At 73.7% G+C, this 16,721-nt stretch carries 15 protein-coding genes; 4 read left to right on the top strand and 11 right to left on the bottom strand.

The features are described 5' to 3' along the window. On the bottom strand, positions 1-2,238 hold the full coding sequence (locus L6E12_RS07810) for an ATP-dependent RecD-like DNA helicase (RefSeq protein ID WP_236227207.1): 2,238 nt from the start codon (positions 2,236-2,238) through the stop codon (positions 1-3). Positions 2,239-2,323: 85 nt separating this feature from the next. On the opposite strand from L6E12_RS07810, the gene L6E12_RS07805 reads away from it, so the two are divergent. Further along, positions 2,324-5,056 carry a DEAD/DEAH box helicase gene (locus tag L6E12_RS07805; protein ID WP_236227206.1) on the top strand — a complete coding sequence of 911 codons (2,733 nt, stop codon included), beginning with the start codon at positions 2,324-2,326 and terminating at the stop codon, positions 5,054-5,056. 12 nt (positions 5,057-5,068) lie between these two features. Here L6E12_RS07805 and L6E12_RS07800 read toward each other — a convergent pair whose 3' ends face one another. Beyond that, complete coding sequence (locus L6E12_RS07800; protein ID WP_236227205.1) at positions 5,069-5,737, bottom strand: TetR/AcrR family transcriptional regulator; 669 nt, start codon at positions 5,735-5,737, stop codon at positions 5,069-5,071. Positions 5,738-5,772: 35 nt separating this feature from the next. Here L6E12_RS07800 and L6E12_RS07795 point away from each other — a divergent pair, with 35 nt between their 5' ends. Then, entirely contained in the window at positions 5,773-6,711 is a 939-nt protein-coding gene (locus L6E12_RS07795; protein WP_236227204.1) for a DMT family transporter, read from the top strand. A 7-nt stretch (positions 6,712-6,718) separates the two neighbouring features. Here the strand turns inward: L6E12_RS07795 and tpx are convergent, their stop codons facing one another. Beyond that, the gene (gene tpx, locus L6E12_RS07790) at positions 6,719-7,210 is read right to left on the bottom strand and encodes a thiol peroxidase (RefSeq protein ID WP_236227203.1); all 492 of its coding nucleotides are present in this window, start codon (positions 7,208-7,210) and stop codon (positions 6,719-6,721) included. A 98-nt stretch (positions 7,211-7,308) separates the two neighbouring features. Continuing rightward, positions 7,309-8,190: a transglutaminase family protein gene (locus L6E12_RS07785; RefSeq protein WP_236227202.1), complete on the bottom strand. Its 882-nt coding sequence runs from the start codon at positions 8,188-8,190 to the stop codon at positions 7,309-7,311. A 206-nt stretch (positions 8,191-8,396) separates the two neighbouring features. On the opposite strand from L6E12_RS07785, the gene L6E12_RS07780 reads away from it, so the two are divergent. Further along, positions 8,397-9,461 carry a DUF3103 family protein gene (locus L6E12_RS07780; protein WP_236227201.1) on the top strand — a complete coding sequence of 355 codons (1,065 nt, stop codon included), beginning with the start codon at positions 8,397-8,399 and terminating at the stop codon, positions 9,459-9,461. A 133-nt stretch (positions 9,462-9,594) separates the two neighbouring features. Then, positions 9,595-11,556 carry an NACHT domain-containing protein gene (locus tag L6E12_RS07775; RefSeq protein ID WP_236227200.1) on the top strand — a complete coding sequence of 654 codons (1,962 nt, stop codon included), beginning with the start codon at positions 9,595-9,597 and terminating at the stop codon, positions 11,554-11,556. Here L6E12_RS07775 and L6E12_RS07770 read toward each other — a convergent pair. The 7 genes from L6E12_RS07770 to L6E12_RS07740 form a co-directional block, all read right to left on the bottom strand. Beyond that, complete coding sequence (locus L6E12_RS07770; RefSeq protein WP_236227199.1) at positions 11,447-12,124, bottom strand: hypothetical protein; 678 nt, start codon at positions 12,122-12,124, stop codon at positions 11,447-11,449. The two genes, L6E12_RS07775 and L6E12_RS07770, sit on opposite strands and share 110 nt — an antisense overlap. 56 nt (positions 12,125-12,180) lie before the next feature. Then, positions 12,181-13,167, bottom strand: a complete 987-nt coding sequence (locus L6E12_RS07765) for a class 1 isoprenoid biosynthesis enzyme (protein WP_236227198.1) — start codon at positions 13,165-13,167, stop codon at positions 12,181-12,183. A 122-nt stretch (positions 13,168-13,289) separates the two neighbouring features. Next, positions 13,290-13,958 carry a glycosyltransferase family 2 protein gene (locus L6E12_RS07760; protein ID WP_236227197.1) on the bottom strand — a complete coding sequence of 223 codons (669 nt, stop codon included), beginning with the start codon at positions 13,956-13,958 and terminating at the stop codon, positions 13,290-13,292. Further along, a complete protein-coding gene (locus tag L6E12_RS07755) occupies positions 13,952-14,545 on the bottom strand; it encodes an SAM-dependent methyltransferase (protein ID WP_236227196.1) in 594 nt (197 codons plus the stop codon). Before L6E12_RS07755 ends, L6E12_RS07760 begins: the two co-directional genes overlap by 7 nt. After that, positions 14,542-15,246, bottom strand: coding sequence for a PIG-L deacetylase family protein (locus L6E12_RS07750; protein ID WP_236227195.1), 705 nt, complete (start codon positions 15,244-15,246; stop codon positions 14,542-14,544). The genes L6E12_RS07755 and L6E12_RS07750 overlap by 4 nt, the downstream gene beginning before the upstream one ends. Beyond that, the gene (locus tag L6E12_RS07745) at positions 15,243-16,151 is read right to left on the bottom strand and encodes an acyl-CoA dehydrogenase (protein WP_236227194.1); all 909 of its coding nucleotides are present in this window, start codon (positions 16,149-16,151) and stop codon (positions 15,243-15,245) included. Before L6E12_RS07745 ends, L6E12_RS07750 begins: the two co-directional genes overlap by 4 nt. 1 nt (position 16,152) lies before the next feature. Further along, on the bottom strand, positions 16,153-16,593 hold the full coding sequence (locus tag L6E12_RS07740; RefSeq protein ID WP_035289198.1) for an SRPBCC family protein: 441 nt from the start codon (positions 16,591-16,593) through the stop codon (positions 16,153-16,155). Between the last annotated feature and the right edge of the window lie 128 nt (positions 16,594-16,721).

Here is a 16,721-nt window from a genome sequence, read left to right as displayed (position 1 = left end):
TCAGAAGGCGAACTGCTGGCCGTCGGCCGTGCGGGTGGGCGGGGCCTGGGAGGGGCCGATGGCGGAGAGGCGGTGGGTGAGCAGGGTGTTGCGGCGGCGGGGGCGGTTGTCGAGGGCGCGGAAGAGGGCGCCACGGTGGCCGACGATCACCACGAGCTTCCTGGCACGGGTGATGGCCGTGTAGAGCAGGTTCCGTTGCAGCAGCAGGTGCGGGGTGTCGTTGGTGAGGGGGATGACGACGTACGGGTACTCGCTGCCCTGGGACCGGTGCACCGTGATGGCGTAGGCGTGGGCCAGGGTTTCGAGTTCGTCGAAGTCGTAGGTGGCGGTTTGGCCGTCGTCGAGGGCGATTTCGACCTGTTGGTCGTCTTTGTTGATGGCGGTGATGGTGGCGGTGGCGCCGTTGAAGACCCCGTAGTCGCCCTTGGTGGGGTCGTTTCGGGTGGGCATGACCTTGTCGCCCACGCGGAAGGGGCGGTCGTCGGCCCAGTGTTCCGGGGTGGTGTCGCGGGCGGGGTTGCGGTGGTCCTGCGCGAGGCGGCTCAGGGAGGTGGCGCCGGTGGCCCTGGCCTTGCCGGGGCAGAGGATCTGGACTTCGGCGGGGGTGCAGCCCTGCTTGGCCGGGAGGCGGCGGGTGGCGATGTCGACCACCAATTCGGCCACGTCGGCGGTCTTGTCCGCGTCGAGGTCGTGGAACCAGAACTGGGGGCCGTTGACCGGGGGCCTGCCGTGCACGACCCGGTTGGCGTTGCTGACGATCCCGCTGTCGGCGTCCTGCCGGTAGATCGTGTCCAGGCGGGTGGAGGGGATGTCGGCGACGCCCAGCAGGTCGTGCAGGACCGCGCCCGGGCCGACGCTGGGGAGTTGGTCGACGTCGCCGACCAGCAGCAGGTGGCTGCCCTCGGGGATGGCGCGCAGCAGGCGTTCGGCGATGAGGACGTCGAGCATGGACGCCTCGTCCACCACGACCAGGTCCGACGACAGCCCGTCGTTGGGGTCGAACAGACCGCCGTCGTCGACCGGGTTGTCCCGGTGGTGCACCAGGCGGTGGACGGTGGTGGCGCGCAGGCCGGTCAGCTCCGACAGCCGCTTGGCCGCGCGCCCGGTCGGGGCGGCGAGGGCGACGGTGGCACCGGCGGCCTTGGCCCGGCGCACCAGCGCGGCCACGGTGTGGCTCTTGCCGCTGCCGGGGCCGCCGGTCAGGATCGACAGCGTCTCGGTGAGCGCCATCTCGACGGCCTCGGCCTGCCGCTGCCCCAGCGGCGGGTCCTCCTCGGCGACCGCCCCGGCCCGGCGCGGGAGCTGCGACGGCGCCGCCAGCAGCCGCCGCACGTTCTCGGCGAGCGTGCTCTCCCTGCGGTGCAGCCACGCCGGGAACACCAATTCGTCCTCGAACAGCGCGGGTGTGCGCTCCACGACGACCGAGCCCATGTCCCGCAGCTCGTCCAGCCCGTCGCGGACCAGTTCCGGGTCCTGCCGGACCAGGGCCACCGCCGCCGCCAGCAGTTCCTCGCGCGGCAGGTAGCAGTGCCCGCCCTTGCCCCTGGCCTCGTCGAGGACGTGCAGCAGGGCCGCGCGCATCCGGGCGCCGCTGCGCTCCGGGATGCCCACCGCGACGGCGATCTTGTCGGCGATGCGGAAGCCGATGCCGTGCACCCGCTCGATGAGCTGGTACGGGTGCTGCTCGACGATCTGCCTGGCCTCGGCGCCCAGGTGCCGGTGGATGCGCACGGCCAGCCCGGGGGTGACACCGACCCCTTGCAGGAAGACCATCACCTCGCGGATCTCGCGCTGCTCCGCCCAGCCCTCGACGATCGTCGCCAGCCGCTTGCGGCCGATCAGTGACACCCCGAGCAGCAGTTCCGGGGTGGTGTCGATGACGGTCAGCGTCTCGGCGCCGAAGCGGTCCACGATGGCCTGGGCGATGGTCGGGCCGATGCCCTTGATCATGCCGGAGCCCAGGTAGGCGCGGATGGCGTGCACGGTCGCGGGCAGCACCCGCTCGCAGGTCAGCACGCGCAGGGTGTCGGCGTGCCGGGCGGTGGACGGTCGGCGGCCGGTCACCCGAAGCGTCTCGCCGGGGCGCAGGCCCGCCAGCACGGTGCCCGCGACCTTCACCGGCTCGCCGGACTCCCCCGTGCTGAGCACGGCGACGGTGTGCCCGTCGGGCCCGACGTGGATGACCCGGTCGACCACGCCTTCCACGACCTCGTCGCTGCCCTCGGGCGCGCTGGACACGCCGGCCTCCCTCCGCACTCCTGCTGATCACGTAGGGTAGCGCCGTGCGGCGGACCAGGGTGACGGACAGCGCGGGGCGACCCCGGTGACCACCGTCTCCGCGATCGTCCAGCCGCCCCCGCCGTCGCGGCGCGGTGGGCAGGGACCCACCCGCGCCGTTCCCCTCGTCCGCGCCGCCGAGCGGCGGCTGCTGCACTGGTGCAAGACCACCGACCCGGACCTGCGGCTGCCCGACCTGCCCGGGGGCACCGACGCGCGGGTCCTGCTGCCCACCGGCGAGGCGTTCGACGCCCTGCGCGCCCGGCTCACCGACGCGGGGGTCGCGCACCGCTCGGTGCGGCACTGGATCGAGGACGAGGTCATCACCACGATCGGCGTGGACGCCCTCACCGTCACCACCGCCCTGACCGCCCGCGCCCGCCGCGACTGGGGCGGCCCGACCGCCGACGAGCGCGCCCACGACGCCCGCGACGCGTTCGAGGCCGTCTGGGACGCCCACGGCCCGGTCGACGTGCCGGAGGTCGAGCACGTCCCGGCCGCCGACCTGGTGCCCGCGGGGTGGCTGGAGTACCTGCCGTTCCCGACGCTGAACCCGGCGCAGGCGCACGCCGCCCCCGCCGTCCTCGGCTCGTCGGAACACCTGGTCATCACCGCGCCGACCGGGGCGGGCAAGACCGTGGTCGGGATGCTGGCCGCGCTGCGGGCGATCCTGGGCGAGCGGCGCAAGGCCGCCTGGCTGGTGCCGCAGCGGTCGCTGACCGACGAGCTGGACCGCGAGCTGGCCACCTGGCGCGGCAAGGGGCTGCGGGTGGAGCGGCTGTCCGGGGAGTACCTGACCGACATCGAGCGGGTGCGCGCGGCGGACCTGTGGGTGGCGACCACGGAGAAGTTCGAGGCCATCTGCCGGGCCAACTCGTTGCAGACCGCGCTGGCCGAGGTGGGCTGCCTGGTCGTCGACGAGATCCACCTGCTCGGCGCACCCGAGCGCGGCCCGCTGCTGGAGGCGCTGCTGGCCAGGGTGCGCGGCGCGGACTCGCCGGTGCGGATCGTCGGGCTGTCGGCGACGGTGTCCAACGCCGCCGAGATCGCCTCCTGGTTGCAGGGGTCGCTGGTGTCGACCACCTGGCGGCCGACCCGGCTCACCTGGCAGCTCCCGCAGATCCCGGCCACCTCCGACCGCACCACCGACGGCCTGCTGCGGATGCGCACGGCGGTCGACCTGACCCGGCGGGTCACCGGGGACGGCGGCAGCGTGCTGGTGTTCTGCGGCACCAAGCCCAACGTCCGCACCACGGCCCTGGCCATCGCGGGTTCGCGCGGGGCGGACACCTCCGGCGTGCACATCGACGACACCGACCGGCTGCACAAGGCGTGCGCGTCGGTCGGGGTCGGGCTGCACTACAAGGACTGGGACCACAAGCGCGAGGCCGAGCAGCGCTTCCGCGACCGCGACTGGGACGTGCTGGTCGCCACCACCACGGTCGCCGCCGGGGTGAACCTGCCCGCGCGGGCGGTCGTCGTGCGCGACACCCGGGTCGGCCTCGACGACGTCGACGTGGCCACGGTGCTCCAGATGTTCGGCCGGGCGGGCCGGGTCGGCGCGGGCGAGCGCGAGGGCTGGGCCTACCTGGTGACCTCGGAGCTGGAGCGGGCCAACTGGCAGGCCGCCCTGGTCGACGGCTACACCGTGCACTCGCAGATCCACGACAGCCTGCCCGACCACGTGCTCGCCGAGGTCGTGCAGGGCCGCATCACCACGCTGCCCGAGGCCGAGCAGTGGTGGCTGCGCACCCTGAGCCACCACCAGGGCGACGAGGACAGCGAACCGGTCACCGAGGCCGTCGACTTCCTGGTGCGCAACGGTTACCTGGCGCTCGACGGTCCCAAGGTGACCGTGACGGAACTGGGCCTGCTCACGGCGCGGCTGATGGTCGGCACCCGGGTCGGGGCGCAACTGCGGGCGGCGCTGGCCAGGGTCGAGGTCCCGACCGACCCGGACACCGCCGAGGACCTGCTGATCCACCTGGTGTCCCTGCTGGTCCCCGACCTCGCCCACGCCCCGGTCGCCGAACCGCAGCGCCCGGTCGTGGCCACCGTCCTCAAGGCGGGCGGCCACCGCGACCGCATCCGCCCCAGCACGGCGGTGTCCGGCCTGGGGTCGTCGGTCGCCCACTCCCCCGGCGACCTGGCCCGGGCGGCGCTGCTGCTGGTCGCGCACTCCCCCGAGCTGTTCACCAGGCCGGGGCGGACGATCGTGGGCCTGCCCGCGAGCACCCTGTTCCCGGTCCTCGACCAGGCCCCGCGCCACCTGGCCTGGCTCGCGGCGCAGGGCTTCACCCGCACCGTGCACCCGTGGGTCGCCGTGGTCGCCGCCGACCTGGCCCGGCGGGTCCGCTGGCGCAGGCTCGGCCCGACGCGCGGCGCCGGGCGGCTGCTGTGGATGTGCGAGCAGATGGCACCACCCCCGCACACCGACGAGGACGTGCCCCGGCTGTGGCAGGCCGCCCGCTCGCGCGGGCTCACAGCACCGGACTGGCCGCAGGTGACACCCCCGCGCGGCTGCCGCCTCGACCAGTCCGACTACGCCGCCCTCCTGCGCGACCGCACCACCGGCGCCGCGCTCACCGCCACCTCGGTCACCGGCCTGACCAGCGGCGTGCTCGTCGCCTGGTCGGACCACAAAACGGCCGACACGACCGTGACCGAGCAGGCCACCGTCGACCACCCCGCCGCCACCGACGCCGCCGCCTTCACCCGCCGTGGCGACTACCGGGCGACCGGTTTCCTGGCCGAGCACTACAACGCACTCCGCGACTGACAGCCGGGCACCTCACCCACCGCGGCGCGCGGTGGCCATCGCGGCCCGGGCCGACCGGCGTGCCTCGGCTGCCGCCCGGGGCTCGGCGCCCGCGGTGAGGACGACCAGGGTCCCCTCGTAGAGCAGGTGCAGGTGGGCGCCCAGGTCGGTGTCACCGGCGAGGGCGTCGAACAGGGCGCGCATCCAGGCCTTCTCCGCGCGGATGACGGGCACGGCGGGGTGGTCGCCGCCCCCGATCTCGGCGTGGGCGTTGACGAAGGCGCAGCCGCGCCGCTGGGTCCCCATCCACGCCTCCAACGCCTCGAAGACCCCCAGGACCTGGTCCTCACCGCGGGCGATGTCCTCCCAGCGGGCGCCGGGGCCGGTTCCGGCGAGCCGGGTCAGCAGGTAGTCGCGCCAGAGGTGGGCCCGCCGCAGCAGGTACAGCGCGACCAGGGCGTCCTTCGAGCCGAACCGGTCGTAGAGGGTCTTCTTGGTGGTGCCCGCCGTCTCCGCGATCAGGTCGACGCCGACGGCCCGCACCCCGTGGTCGTAGAACAGGTCACTGGCCGCCTCCAGCAGCCGCGTGCCCGCCTCGGTCAACCTCGGCAGCGGTTGCAGCACGGCGCGCAGCGGGGCGGGGGTCGTCCCGTCCAGCGTGGTGATCGCCTCCAGCACGGTGCGCCTCCTCGGTCGGTGCACTGCGAGTATACTGACCGGTATGGTTACCTGAGTCGATGCCCCTCCACACTCGCCTCGCCAACCACCCCACCGGCGCCCGGCTGCGCGGCGCCGCCTTGGTCGTGGTGTGGAGTTCGGGTTTCATCGGCGCCGAACTCGGCACCCGGCACGCCGGACCGGACACCGTGCTGACCTGGCGGTGCCTGGCCACCGCCGCCGTCCTGCTCCCCTGGCTGCCGCGCGCCATCACCCGCCTGGACCGGCGGGAGTGGGCACGCCAAGCCGTGCTGGCGCTGCTGTGCCAGTGCCTCTACCTCGGGGGCGTCGTCTCGGCCGCCGCCGCGGGGGTCCCCGCGGGCACCTCCGCGCTCATCGCCTCACTGCAACCCGCCCTGGTCCTCGTCGCGACCGTCCTGCCGACCCGCAGGCGGGTGCGGAAGAGCCACCTGGTGGGACTGGCCCTGGGAACCACCGGGGTCGCGGTGACCACGACCGGAGACCTGCACGCCGGGGTCGGCATCCCGGCACTGCTCCTGCCGCTGTCGGCGATGCTGTCGCTGGCCGCCGGAACCCTGCTGCAACAACGGTGGTCCAGAACCGCTCCCCCGCTCATGCAGACCCTGGCCGTGCAAGCCGTTGTCACCGCCGGGTTCTTCACCGCCTACAGCGCCGTCGCGGGCGAACTGGCACCTCCGTCGTCCACGGGATTCTGGACCGCCGTGGTGTGGGCGGTCGTGGCGGGTGTCGGCAGCTACGGCCTCTACTACCTCACCACCACCCGCGACGGCGCCGACCGCGCCAGCACCCTGCTCTACCTGACCCCCGCCGCCACGGCGCTGTGGGCGGCCCCGATGTTCGGCCAGCCCATCGGGCCGACGACCGTGCTCGGCCTGCTGATCAGCGCGACCGCCGTCGCCCTCCTGCGCACCCCGTCGGCCCCGGGACCGGACGAGAGCACCCCACCCGGTCGGAACCGGGTGGGGTGCTCTCGTTGACCGGGTGTCACTTCAGGGCGGCGAGCGCCGAGTCGTAGTCGGGCTCGTCGGCGATCTCACCGACGAGCTGGGAGTGCACGACCACATTGGACTCGTCCAGCACGACCACCGCGCGGGCGGCGAGACCTGCCATCGGGCCGTCCTGCAGCGCCACGCCGTAGTCGGTCAGGAACTCGGCGCCGCGCAGGGTGGACAGCGTGGTCACGTTGTCCAGGCCCTCCGCCGCGCAGAAGCGGGCCTGGGCGAACGGCAGGTCGGCCGACACGCACAGCACCACGGTGTTCTCCGCCTCGGCCGCGCGCTCGTTGAACGTGCGCACCGAGGTCGCGCAGGTCGGGGTGTCGACGCTGGGGAAGATGTTGAGCACCTTCCGCTTGCCGTCGAACGCGCTCAGGTCGACGTCGGCGAGGCCCTTGCCCACCAGGCTGAAGGGGGCCGCCGTCGCGCCGACCTCCGGGAAGGCGCCACCGACGGAGACCTGGTTCCCCCTGAGGGTCACAGTTGACACGTTGTCCTCCAAGATCTTCGATCCGACAACCGCGATGCTAGAGCCCGCGCGGGCCGGGGTCGCCGCCCGTCCGCTGTGATCCCGCCCGGTCACCCGAGCGCGACGACGCCGACCACCCGGTCGCAGGTCAGCCTGCCGCCGGGGGCGCCGACGTAGGAACCCGAGGTGGGGGCCACGTCGGCGTAGTCGCGGCCGGTGGCGACGGTGACGTACGCGGCGTCGGCGCGGCGACCGTTGCACGGGTCGAACGCGACGGCCTCGGCGCCCCCGAGGTTCGGCACGACGACCTCCACCCAGGCGTGGGTGCCGCCCTGCCCGAGCAGGTGGCCGGAGACGTAGCGGGCGGGCAGGCCCCGCGCCCGGCACAGCGCGAGCATGAGGTGGGCGGAGTCCTGGCAGACGCCGCGGCCACCGGCCAGGGCCTGGGCGGCGGTGGTGGTCACCGACGTGGTGCCGAACTCGTAGGTCAGGGCGGCGTGGACCCACGCGCAGGCGCCGTCGGCGAGGTCCAGGCCGGTGCCGGGCAGGTCCGCCGCCGCCTCGGCCAAGCGCGGGTCGGTCCCGGTGAGCGCGGTGGGGGTCAGCAGCCGGGGGTCGTGCAGCGCGGTGGCGGGCAGGCGGGTCGGGCCGTGGGACCTGGCGCGGTCGAGGACCGCGGTGAGGTGGAACTCCACCCGCCGTTCGACCCGGGGGGCGAAGACCTTCACGATCGTGTTGCCCGCGGTGTCCGGGCCGACCCAGTGGTGGGAGAAGGCCCCGCGGACCTCGATCCGGTGGTGTCGGCGGCGCTGGTCGCCGTGCCGGGCGGGCGGGACGAACACCAGGCGCTGGCGGACCGACTCGACCGGGGTGTCGTACTCGTAGCGGAACGCCTGCTCGATCCGGTACACCACGCGATCAGCGGCCTCCAGGTCGAGGCTGCGGTGCTCCAGCAGCGGCGCGGTCGTCACGTCCTCGGCGAGCACGGTCACACCCCCTCGTCGTCGTCCCGGGCACGATCCGGACTCCGAGCACCCTAGGTGCCCGCACCGACATCCGGTCGGTTCCCGCTGGATTCCACGCCGGCGCCGCCCAACTGGTGGAATGCCGTGATCGGATACGCCGTTTGTGCGCTTGTCAGATTATCGCCGACCATCCAGGGTGAAGGGAGAAACTTCACGGAGGACGGGTGGCGGCGATGGGGAAACTCAGGCACGGCGCGATGGTGGTGGCGGTGGCCGTCCTCGCTTCCGGGGTGGTCGCAGCGGGAGCGGCGCAGGCGGCGCCCGCCCGACCGGACGGCGTCGGGCGGATCACCGATCGGGTGGCGCGCGCGGTGGCGGTGGAACTCGGCGAGTCCGGCGCCCGGCCCGCGCTGGGCACGGCGGCAGCCGACCCGCGGGTGCTGGACCGGCGCGGTCGACTGGCCCCGACCCTGGCCGCGGCCAACGCCGACGTGCTGGCCGCCAAGGGGCTGCCCGCCGGGTCGGCCGACCTGCTGCGGGTGCGCCTGGGCGACGCGGGCATGGCGGTCGCCCTGCACCAGGGGGTGGCACCGCTGGTCGCGGCGGCGCCGAACGACGACGAGGCGAGGGAGTTCACCGCCTACGAGCCCGGTGGGCGGGCGGTGGTGCTGTCGACGGTGCAGGTCCCGACCCGGCCGGTGTTCGTGGTCGACATCGACGTGCCCACCGCCACCCGCCTCGGCCTGGACGTGCTGCGGCGCGCGACCGGCACCCGTTCTGTCCAGAGTGGACAGGTGAAGGCGGCGGGCGGCTACTGGGCCACCCAGGTCACCCGCGTCCGCGTCGGCGACAACCAGGAACCGTGGCCGAAGGGGTCCTCGGAGATCTTCACCCTGGCGGGCGGCTTCGGCCCGGACGGCAGGGCCACCGTCGAACCGGTGCAGATGCCCTACCTCGACGACGAGGACCGCGACTACCACCCCAACCAGCTCCTGGTGCACTGGAACCGCTACAGGTACAACGCCGCCGACGTGGTGATGATGGAGGACGACGGCGACACCGACTACTCCGCGCTGGCCAACGCCCTCGCCACCGCGCTGCTGACCATTGTGGACGGTGGCGCGTACACCCCGCTGGTGACGGCGATCCTGAACGCCATGCCCGCGAGCTGGTGGGTGGACGACCCGGACTACGTCGAGTCCTGGTACACCCTCACCACCCAGACCTCGGGGACCGTCACCGGGGCGCGCGGCACCGGGGTCATGGACGTGCGGCCCTACTGGGTCGAAGAACTCTGAGGCGGTCGGGTGGGGCTGCCCGACCGGGGGCGGCGGGTCCCCCGGGACGAGTGGTCGCCGACCGCAGTGGCGGTTATCCGCCTGCCGCGGAGTTGGGTGGGTGATCGTCGGTGGAATTCGGTTAACTGTGTCCGTGTCGGGACGTAAACAACTGGTGTTGTGGCTGTTGATCGTCGGGGGCTTCCTGGTTGTCGGCTTCCGCGAGGGCGCGACGACGATCACGTGGGTGCTCGCGGCCGTGGCGGGCGCGGGAGGCGTGGCCAACTACCTGGCCACGGTGGTGAAGCCGAGCGCGACCACCAGTACCGACGCGCAGGTCGACGACGCCGCCGCCGCACTGGCGAACAAGGTCAGGCAGCAGTGGGACAAGGAGCTGCGCGCACGGGCCTTGGTCGAGGACAAGCGGTTGCCGGTGCGGTGCAGGCCGTTGTACGGCGGGTCGGAGACCGAGCGGACGTGCGACGAGGTGGTGAGCGCGTACGTCGACGACCCCCATCGGATGGTGGTCACCGGGAAGAGCGGCGCGGGCAAGACGGGGCTGCTGATCCTGCTCGCCCTGGCGGTGTTGCGGCGGCAGTCGTCGAGGTCGGTTCCGGTCATCCTCTCCGTCTCGGACTGGAACCCCAGGCAGAACTTCCAGGAGTGGGTGCTCGAAGCGGTGCTCGGGGAGTACCCGTTCCTGGCGAGCGAGAAGCGGTACGGACCCACCGCGGTGCTCGAACTGCTGCGCCGCGGTCGGCTGTTGCTGCTGCTCGACAACCTCGACCAGATGGGCGCCGAACCGGACACGTCCGCGCTGCGGACCATCGAGCGCGACCTGGACAGCGGCCGACCCTTCGTCCTGGCGTGCCAGAGCGGGTACTTCGCCGCGGCCAACGCGGCCGGGACGATCCCGGACTCGGACGTGGTGGTGCTGCTGCCGTTCCGGCCCGAGGAGGTGGTCGACCACCTCCGGTCCAGGATCCCGCAGGTCGCGGTGGACCGGTGGGAGCCGGTGCTGGAGGAACTGCGGGAGAACGACCCCTCCCCGTTGGGGGCGGCGCTGGAAACCCCCTTCATGCTGACCTTGGCGCAGGACGTCTACAGCGAGCGCGGCTCGAAGCCCGCCGACCTGCTGGAGTTGACCGACGCCGACGCCATGCGGGCGGCGCTGCTGCGGGACTTCCCGCGCAAGGCGCTGGACGAACGCCCCGGATCACCCACCGACCACGAGCCCTCCTCCCGGGCGCCGGGCTGGGACCTGGACCGGCAGGTCGACTGGTTGACGTTCCTGGCCCGCGAGTACGGCGAAATCGCGTGGTGGGAGCTGGTCTCGAAGGTGCCGCGGTGGGTCGTCGTCGCCCGTGGTGTCCTGGTGGGTGGTGGGGTGTCCGCGGTGCTCGGGTTGCTGCTGCTGGGCCTGTTCGGGCGACCCGTCCTCGGTCTCGTCGTGGGTTTTGCGCTCGGCGCCGCCAGTGGGGCGCTGCTCGCCCGCGTGCCCGCCGAGCCGCCTCGTCGCTTCGCGTTCAGGCGGCTGCGCGGCGTGGAGGTCGCGCGCGACCTGGTCTTCGCCGTCGTCGGTGCGGTCGCGGGCGCCGTGGCCGTCGGGCTCGTGTTCGGTGGGCTCCCCGGCGCGGTGACCGGGCTGGTGTTCGGCGTGCTGTTCGGGTTGGTGCGCAGGTTCACCGAGCTCACGGACCCCGCCGGGATCATCACCCCCACCTCCTCGCTGCACGACGACAGGAAGGCCGTGCTCACCGCGACGGGGTTGGGTGCCGCCCTGGGCACCGCCGTCGGTGCGGTGCTGGGCGGTGTCGTCGGGGTCGCCGACCTGGGCCTGGTCGTACCGGTCACCGACCCGCTCCTGGTCGGGGCGCTCGGTGCGGCGGTGGGCCTGGTCCTCGGCGCCGGGGGCATCGGCCTGGCGACCTACTCGACCAGCGCCTGCGGGCGCTACGACACGGCCCGGATCTGGCTGGCCCTCACCCGGCGCACGCCGCTGCGGCTCATGCGCTTCCTCCACCACGCCCACCAGCGGACCGTCCTGCGCCTGGTGGGTCCGACCTACCAGTTTCGGCACGAGTTGCTCCGGAAGGAGCTGGCGCGTCCAGGGTGACGACGGCGGAGCCACCGAGCTGCCAGAAGGTGCGCAACGCCGAGTCGTCCAGGCGGTAGCGCGCCTCGGGGAAGCGGACGCGCGGTTCCGCGCCCGCCACGGTGCGGAACTGGACCTCGCCGAGCGCGAACCCGACCCGTTCCAGCGCCGACGGGGGATGGGTGAAGTCGATCTCGACCGGTGCCGCCGGGCGCTCGTCCGACAGGTGGAGCAGGCGCGCGGCGCGATCGGTGTCGGTCAGGTCGTAGGAGCGGTCGTCGGCGCTGAGCCGGACCACGGGGAACTCGCTGTCCCGCAGGACCCGGCTGCACTCGCGCAACCACCGCTCCCCGAACCGGTCCTGGTTCCGCTCCAGGACCAGCAGGAAGACGAACCTGGCGAAGGCGTAGACGACCACGCCCGCCGCCACCAGCGCCACGGGTGTCGACCAGAGCAACCGGCTCAGCACGAACACCGCCGCCGCGACCACCGCCAGCACGACGTTCTGCCTGTGGGACCGCCCGAAGTCCGGCCTGCGCGGCCCCGCGAAGACGTGGGACAGCACCACCGGCGCCCGCACCAGTGGCATGGCGAGATCAGGGCGGGGCGGCGCGCTCCACCCCGGTGGCACCCCTCTGGTCACAGTCACACCTTGCCCCCGGCCGAACGCGGTGACAACCGGAGTTCGGGTGATGCCAGTGGTACGGGGTGCAGCAGCAGGGTGGACAGCGGGTGGTGGGGCACGGGGCTGCGATCACCGGATCGGGGAAACCGTCTTCGGAGGTAAGACATCCACAGCGCGGCGTAGATGATCGTGAACATCGGTCTTCGCCTGCCGAACCGGGCACCGAAGCCGTCGGCGACCTCCCGGAACCGGGCGCAGATGCCGTCGAGCGAGATCCCACCGAGCGTGACCGCGGTCCGAACGCCCGCCGCCCTGTCCGGTTCCATGTCCTCATAGTCGTCGAGAAGTTGGAGAACGGAACCGAGTTCGTGCACGAGGGCCGATTCCCTCCAGTGCAGCGGCCCCGTCGCGACGCCGAAGAGCACGACCATCCCGTGACCGCCCTTGCCCCGTGTGATGTCCAGGACCGAGGGGAGCCCGACCGCGGGGTCGGTCTGCTCCCGCGACCTGACCTGGTACGCCTGCAACGCGGCGAGTTCGCCGAGCAGCGATTCCAGGGCCGCCGGGGCCACGCGCTCGCGAACCGCCCGGTACAGCCCCGCGAACACGGCCTCCACCTCGTTCGCGGCGGTGAAGTCCCCCGTGCGGAACAGGGAATCCAGCCGGTCGTCGAGGTCCGGTCCCCCGAAGTGGTCGAACAGGTCGTCGTAGACGCGGGTGATGGCGCCGGTCAGCACGGTCGGTTCGACGTCCAGCGGCAGCCCGGCGGTCTCGGCGTACGCGGCGGCGAGGAACGTCAGCTTCACCCCGGGTCCGCGCAGCGCGTCGACGAACCGTTGCCGCACAACCGGATCGTCGACAGCGGCCGAGACGACGGGGACCACAACCCGCTCGAACACCGCGAGGTACTCGACGGTCCGGCGGCGGATCCCCGGCGTGGGGCGGGCCCAGCCCACGTGGCGGATCAGGGACCACAGGTCTCGGAGGGAGCCCTCTGTCCGACCCACTGGCGGCCACCCCCGATGAAGTCAGGCATCCAGCGTAAGGGGTACGGCATACGGGCCGCCATAGCCCTGTCACTGACAGTTCTTGGCCATTCCGCCCGCCGGGGGACAGCGACGGTGTTCCATCACCCGGTGCCGCTCAACCGGTCGTGGGCCTCGGCGAGGTTGGTCAGGTGGGTGGCGAAACCGCCGGTGCAGCGGGACGTGCGGCGGGCGCTGGTGACCACCGGGGCGGTGTCGGGGTGCACGACGCGGAAGCCCGCGGCGCGCAGGTGCTCGACGAGGCGGACGTCCTCGTGCACCGGCAGGGCGGGGAAGCCGCCGACGGCGAGGTAGGCCTCGGCGGTGAAGGCCAGGTTGGCGCCGTGGACGTGGCCGCGCTCGCGGGAGTACCTGGCGCGGTAGAGGTGCGGCAGCCAGGAGGGCCAGGCCGTCCAGTCCAGGACGTCCACCTCGCCCGCCACGACGTCCGCGTGCTGGGCGAGCTGGTCGGTGAACCAGGTGCGGGGGACCCGGGTGTCGGCGTCGGTGGTGGCGAGCCAGCGGCCGGGGCGGGCGACCGGGGCGAAGCCCGCCGACCGGGCCGCGCCGACGTTGCGGACCGAGACGGTCACGACGGTGGCGCCCGCGGCCTCGGCCACGGCGGCGGTGTCGTCGCGGCAGGAGTCGGCGACGACGGTGACGTGGACCGGGAGCGGGGCTCGGGCCGCGGCGTCGGCGAGGGCGGCCAGGCAGTCCGGCAGGTGGTCGCGCTCGTCGTGGGCGGGGACCACGACCTCGATCCCGGTCAGCACAGGCCCTCCTGGGCGGCGACCGATCCCGGCTGCCTGGTCAGCACGTCGAGGCGGAAGTCGGGTTCGAGGTGCCCGGCCTGGTGGTGCAGCGGGGAACCGGTCAGGAAGGCCCGGTGCACGGTGTCGCCGTCGCCGGGGTAGTCGGCGACCGGGTGGCGCCAGTGCACGAGGACCAGTTCGCCGTCGGGAGCCAGCGAGTCGACGGCGAGGTCCACCAGGCGCCGCAGGTCTTCCCGGTCGAGGTAGTAGCCGACCTCGGACAGCACGATCAGGTCGTGTTCGCCCGGCGGCCAGTCCCCGGGCACCTGACCGGCGTCGACCGCGACGTTGTCCGGGGTGCCCGCGGCGGCCTGGGCGCGGGCGGTCGGGTCGAGGTCCCAGGCGAGGACCCGATCGCACCGCTGGGCCAGGGCGGCGGTCAGCACGCCGACCGAGCAGCCGGGTTCGAACGCCGACCGGTAGCGCGGGCGGGTCAGCGCGGCCAGGGTGAGCGCGTACTTGCGCTGCTCGTACCAGCGGGAGCGGAACCCCCACGGGTCCGGGTCGGCTGCGTACTGGGTGGAGAAGTAGTCCGGCCCGAGGCTCACCCGAACACCACTTCGAAGTCGCGGGTGAGCCTGCGCAGCACCGGCGGCGGCAGGATCGCCGGGTCCGGGCCGAGCGGGTTCACCTGGCTGGCGAACTCGGCGACCGCCGCCCGCTTGGCCGCGGCCACCTCCGGCGGCAGGTCCACCCGCAGCGCGGTGGACCAGGGCACGCGCGGGTCGCCCGGGGTGGACCAGTGCCACGTCCACACCGGGTATTCCAGCAGCCGGGCCCCGGTGCGGGCGCACGCGCGGGCCGCGGCCCGGCCGACGGCCTCGTGGTCGGGGTGCCCGTCGCCGCGCCAGGTGGCCAGGCAGCGGGCGCCGGGGCGCAGCACGCGGGCGATCAGCGGCACGAGCGCGTCCTCGTCGATATCGCCGTCGGGCATGCCGATCCGGTCGACCCGCGCGGCGACGCCGAGGGTGGCCAGCGCGGCGGCGGTCTCCCGGCGGCGGACGGCCGCGAGTTCGGGCGGGGTGTAGACGGTGGTGTTCGGGTGCGACGCCTCGCCGTCGGTCACCGCGAGCAGGCGCACCCCGCGGGCGAGCCGGAGCAGACCGCCGACCCCCAGCACCTCGTCGTCCGGGTGCGGGGCGACCACCACGACCGGGGTCTCCGGGTTCGGCAGCGGGGGCAGGGCACCGAGCACGGGCCAGCCCCGCCAGGCGCTCTCGTCGGTCCCCATGCCCTCGATCTCGATCACGGTCGGGTTCCCAGTTCTCCGAGGCGGGCGAGGTCGCGTTCGGCGTGGCTCTGCCGGAGGTAGACGGTGAGGTCGGCGACGCGGCGGCCGTGCGCGGCGTCGGCGCAGAGCGGTCCGGCGCCGGTGGCCCGGCCGACGTGGTCGAGCACACCGGTGGCCACCCGCTCGATCGCCGCGCGGACCCGCAGCGCCAGCCGTTCGGCGTCGGCCTTGGGCGCGGCGTCGACGGTGCGGGCCGCGTCGGCGAGGACGGCGTCCCCGGTGCTGAGCAGTTCGTCGACCGCGCCCAGGTGGGCGAGCTGGTGCGGGTCGTGGTCGGCCCGGTCGAACAGCGGGCGGGCCACGCCGCGGGCACCGCCGAGCCACACCGCGGCGACGCCGATGCCGCCGTGCCAGAAGCCGGGTCGGTCGAGGTAGGCGCCGGGGTCGCCGACCGGGCGGGCCGGGGTGGCGGCGAAGCGGACGGTGCCGCTGTCGCTGGCCGCCATGCCGGTCGCCGCCCAGGTGTCGGGCAGCGGCGCGGCGTCGGCGGTGCGGACGTGGAACAGCGCCTGGCCACCGGGCGTCTGCGCGGTGACCAGGGCGTCGGTGAGCGTGTGCGCGCCGGAGCACCACGGCCGGTCGCCGCTGATGCGCCACCCGGTGTGGTCGTGCCGGGCGGTGAGCGACCGGGGCGCAGCCGCCCACACACCCCAGTACTCCCCCGGCGCCACCTGCTCGCCGGTCAGCTCGGCGAGGATGGCTGCCGCGTCGGCGTGCCCCTCCGCGAGCCGGGCGGCGGCCAGGTCGACCGCACCGAACGCGGTCAACCCGGCCCACCGCTCGGCGGTGCCGCCGCCACCGGGCAGCGGCAGGTCCGCGTGGCCCTCGTCGACCCACGCGCGGAACTGCTCGGCGGCGTCCACGTCAGCGCCGCTCGATGACCGCCTTGAACTCGGCGGCGGCGCGTTCGACCTTCTTCTGCGGGTCGGCGAACAGCGACGCGACGGCCTCGCCGAGCTTGCCCGCCGGGGGCTCGTACTCCAGGCTGATCTCGACGCCGGTGCGGCTGTTGCCCTTGTCGTCGAAGCGCACGACGCCGGAGTTCTTCACGTCCGGGTCGGAGCCCTCGACCGTCGCCCAGGCGATCTTGTGCGGCGCCTCGTCGTCGACGATGTCGGCTTCCCAGGTCAGGGTCTTGCCCAGCGGGCCATCGACCGTCCACACGGTACGGTGGTCGGCTCCGTCCTTCGACTTCACCTCGCGCACGTCGGACATGATCTGCGGCAGCTTGGTCAGCGACCGCCACCAGTCGTAGCACGCCTGAGCGGGCGCTTCCACCTCGATGTAGTGCGCAACGGCTCCCATGACACCGGTCCTCTCACAAAGTCGGGGTCTTCGAGCAGCGAATACCCGCCCCCGCGCGGTGCAACCCTCGGACCGGGGAAGGTCAACGTCACAGGCCGCACCGGTTTGACCCCGGCGAATCGGCGCAC

The sequence above is a fragment of the Actinokineospora sp. PR83 genome (assembly GCF_021056305.1).
GTDB classification, from domain to species: domain Bacteria; phylum Actinomycetota; class Actinomycetes; order Mycobacteriales; family Pseudonocardiaceae; genus Actinokineospora; species Actinokineospora spheciospongiae.
The sequence above is the reverse complement of the archived record's forward strand: the minus strand, read 5'-3'. Positions and strand labels throughout refer to the sequence as shown.

What these genes read in the sequence shown, in the direction of transcription:
- L6E12_RS07795 (WP_236227204.1), top strand. Translation starts at nt 5,773, where the DNA reads ATGCCCCTCCACACTCGCCTCGCCAACCACCCCACCGGCGCCCGGCTG.
- L6E12_RS07780 (WP_236227201.1), top strand. Translation starts at nt 8,397, where the DNA reads ATGGGGAAACTCAGGCACGGCGCGATGGTGGTGGCGGTGGCCGTCCTC.
- L6E12_RS07770 (WP_236227199.1), bottom strand. Translation starts at nt 12,124, where the DNA reads ATGCCACTGGTGCGGGCGCCGGTGGTGCTGTCCCACGTCTTCGCGGGG.
- L6E12_RS07740 (WP_035289198.1), bottom strand. Translation starts at nt 16,593, where the DNA reads ATGGGAGCCGTTGCGCACTACATCGAGGTGGAAGCGCCCGCTCAGGCG.